This window comes from Chamaesiphon sp. VAR_69_metabat_338 (assembly GCF_031423935.1).
Taxonomy (GTDB): Bacteria; Cyanobacteriota; Cyanobacteriia; order Cyanobacteriales; family Chamaesiphonaceae; genus Chamaesiphon.
Window position 1 is genome coordinate 1 of record NZ_JANPGM010000719.1, and the last position, 3571, is coordinate 3571.

3 protein-coding genes and 1 pseudogene are annotated in these 3571 nt (G+C 46.5%); 3 read left to right on the plus strand and 1 reads right to left on the minus strand.

Features of this window, described 5'->3' with window-relative positions:
- The first annotated feature begins 312 nt into the window (after positions 1-312).
- From RMO84_RS20100 to recQ, 3 genes are all read left to right on the plus strand, one after another.
- Positions 313-546, plus strand: a complete 234-nt coding sequence (locus RMO84_RS20100) for a type II toxin-antitoxin system HicB family antitoxin (RefSeq protein WP_310490214.1) — start codon at positions 313-315, stop codon at positions 544-546.
- A gap of 5 nt (positions 547-551) precedes the next feature.
- Positions 552-782: a type II toxin-antitoxin system HicA family toxin gene (locus RMO84_RS20105; protein WP_310490215.1), complete on the plus strand. Its 231-nt coding sequence runs from the start codon at positions 552-554 to the stop codon at positions 780-782.
- A 139-nt stretch (positions 783-921) separates the two neighbouring features.
- Positions 922-3141, plus strand: a complete 2220-nt coding sequence (gene recQ, locus RMO84_RS20110) for a DNA helicase RecQ (RefSeq protein ID WP_310490216.1) — start codon at positions 922-924, stop codon at positions 3139-3141.
- Positions 3142-3238: 97 nt separating this feature from the next.
- On the opposite strand, the pseudogene RMO84_RS20115 reads toward recQ, so the two are convergent.
- Positions 3239-3571: pseudogene (locus RMO84_RS20115) on the minus strand (hypothetical protein); the annotation flags it as partial.

The following is a 3571-nucleotide window of genomic DNA, read 5'->3' on the forward strand; positions in this document are numbered from 1 at the left end:
TCGATCGCTTGCAGCAGATCGGTCGAGAGCAAGATCTCCTGCTCCAAGAACTAGCCATGCTCACCAGCTCGACCTCCGTACCTCCGGAGATCGATCGAGCATCTGATACTCAGTATGAAAATGTGTCCGCCAAGTTACTGAAATTAAACTAATAACAACAGCTATGAATCGATACTGTCAAAGTCGATATGTCATAATAGAGTTATGACAGAAACGGTTAACACGGTATCTACCACGGTGTAGAGTGAGTAACTCTGATTGCTTTTCAACACAAATTTCACCAAAACTTTAAAATTGCGCGATTGTAATTTAGTGGAAAGATTAATTAACGTACACATCGAGAAGTTACCTGAAGGCTACTACCTAGCCACTTCTGATGCTTTACCCGGACTGATCGCTCAAGCTCCCAGCCTAACAGAGACGCTAGAAATCGCCCAAGATGTTGCCAAGCAGATTTTGGCAGCCATGGCCGAACGCAACCAGCTAGTTAAGTCCTTTCCCGCGATCGCCGATGAATTTGACTGTCCGTTGGTACTGACGAAGTAGCTGCGATGGGTAGGCTATCGGGATTTAGGTATCGAGAAGTTGCCAAAGTGTTGCGAGTCTATGGATTTGCGCTCGATCGTCAAGCCTGTGGCAGCCACGAAATCTGGTTCAATGACAATAGCGGTAAATACACTACCGTCCCCAATCACAATGGGGATATGCCCGAAGGTACGCTCCGCCAAATCCTCAAGCAAACGGGGATTGAGGCGGATGATTTTTTGTACCATTCACATTAGGCTTTAGACTTTAGGTTTTAGGTTTTAGGCGACAGATTACTGGCTAGTGGCAAAGCAATTAAGGTCTACTGTATAATTTTCAACTAGGCTTTATTTTCCAGAATCTAAAGCCTAACACCTCATCCCTAATCTCGAAACTATGCTTGCTGGATCGACCCAATTTGAAACCCTAGAACAGGCGTTAAAGCATTACTTTGGGTATGATGATTTTCGATCGGGACAGCGGGAGATTATTAATACAGCTTTAGCTAATCGCGACTTATTAGTCGTGATGCCGACTGGTGGTGGTAAATCCCTATGTTTTCAGTTGCCAGCATTGCTCAAACAAGGCGTAACGATCGTCGTATCGCCGTTGATTGCTTTGATGCAGGATCAAGTGCAATTGCTAGCAAATAATGGCATTGCCGCGACTTTTTTAAATAGTAGTATTAGTACAGAAGAAAGACGCGATCGAGCGACGGCTATTTATAATGGCGAGATCAAACTTTTATATCTCGCTCCCGAACGCTTGAATCAGGAATTTATTAGTAACTTTTTAGTCGATCTGCATCAAGAAGTAGGGATCTCGGGATTTGCGATCGATGAAGCGCATTGTGTATCGGAATGGGGTCACGATTTTCGGCCAGATTATCGCAAACTATCGCAATTACGGCATTATTTTCCCAAGGTGCCGTGGTTGGGATTGACGGCAACGGCGACCGATCGGGTGCGATCGGATATCATTAAGCAGCTCGATCTCCGCGATCCAGATATTCACATTGCCAGCTTCAATCGTCCGAATTTATATTACGAAGTCCGGCGCAAAACAACTGCCCCTTATAAAGAGCTGCTCGCTCAAGTCAAACAGTCTGAAGGTTCGGGCATCATCTACTGTTTGAGTCGTAAAAAAGTCGATGAATTGACGGCTAAATTACAATTAGATGGGATTAAGGTCGTACCTTATCATGCTGGTTTAGATAGCGAGACGCGAACTAACAATCAGAACAGTTTTATTCGCGATGATGTTCAGATTATTGTCGCTACCGTTGCTTTTGGGATGGGGATTAATAAACCTGATGTGCGGTTTGTGATTCACTACGATCTGCCGCGCAATATTGAGGGCTATTATCAAGAATCGGGACGTGCCGGACGGGATGGCGAACCCGCTCATTGTACGCTGTACTTTGGCATGGGCGATATTAAGACGATCGAGTATTTGATTGCCCAAAAGATCGATCGCGAAACGGGGATGGCACTCGAAGAAGAACAGCGAATCGCGACACAACAATTGCGGCGGGTAATTAATTATGCCGAAGCGACGGAATGTCGGCGGATCATTCAGTTAGGCTACTTTGGCGAGAGCTTCCCTGGCAACTGCGATAATTGCGACAACTGTAAATATCCCCGCCCAGTTTCGGATTGGACGATCGAATCCCAGAAGTTATTATCCTGCATCTATCGATTTAGCGAACGCCATAACGGTCGAACTTTCGGCTTGGCGCATACGATCGACGTGCTGCGTGGTTCCAAAAACGATAAGGTGCTCAAGAACGGACACGATACCCTGTCTACTTATGGCATTGGCAAAGATCGGACGGTGGATGAATGGCGGATGTTGGGTCGATCGTTACTACATCAAGGTTTGATCGATGAAACTAGCGATGGTTACTCTGTCTTGACGCTTAACGCTGCGAGTCGGGAAATTCTCAAAAGCCAGCGCAAAGTCGAAATCGCCATCTCTGCCCTCAAATCCACGATCGAAACTACCGAAGTTAGTACCAATACCGTCGAGATTCAAGCTCTGTACAACCGCCTGCACAAACTTCGCAAACAATATGCCGATGCCAATAAAGTTGCCCCGTACGTGATCTTTGCCGATTCGAGCTTAAAGTTGATGGCGCAACAACATCCTCAAACTCTCGCCCAATTTGCCAAAATTTCCGGTGTAGGGGCGCGGAAACTCGCTCAGTATGGAGAAATGTTCACAGCAGAAATCAGAGCCTTTAGAGCCGAATCTGGCTTGCCCGTGCTGACAGAATCCGAACCGACACCACCATTGCCGGTGAGCGCACCGACTAAAAGTGATGTTTCCCATACCCACTTGCAAACCCTGGATTTGTATCGACAGGGTTTGAGCCTAGCGGCGATCGCCAAAAAACGCACGGTGCAGGAAAATACAATTATCGATCACCTGATCAAATTGATGGAATGCAGTTATGAGCTGGATCTCGATCGGATCGTACCACCCGATCGAGCAGAGGCGATCGAGCGAGCAATTGCAACTGTCGGAGCCGAGAAACTCACGCCAATTAAGGCACATCTAGGTGATGAGTACAGTTATGAAGACATCAAACTCGTCAGAGCTAGGCTGAAAAGATAGTTGATAATTAATAGTTGATAACGCAAGTTTTGAAGACAGCCAAGATCGACAAGACCCCCGACTTCTGGCAGAAGTCGGGGGTCTGAGCTACAAACACTTAGTTGCTAGTATTAACTTTGGCAGGATTAGTCAGCAGCGAACTTGTAAATGGGTTGGGTAGATCGGCTGTCCGAATTGGGGTGCTAACACGTTGGCGAATCAAATCTTGATAGATATTATCGATCGCCCGAGCGTCATTGACAACGTTATTGTCGGCATAGCTCAAACCCACTAACATGGTGAATTGCTGGCCGATCTCATTACTTTGGAATGTATCGCTCGATTGCTCGTTTGGTGGTTCTACAGGCGGCGGAACTGTGTGCCGTAACACGGTAAAGAGCGCTTCATAAATTTGAGGTAGAGAATTTGCATCGACAGCATCTGGAGGAGG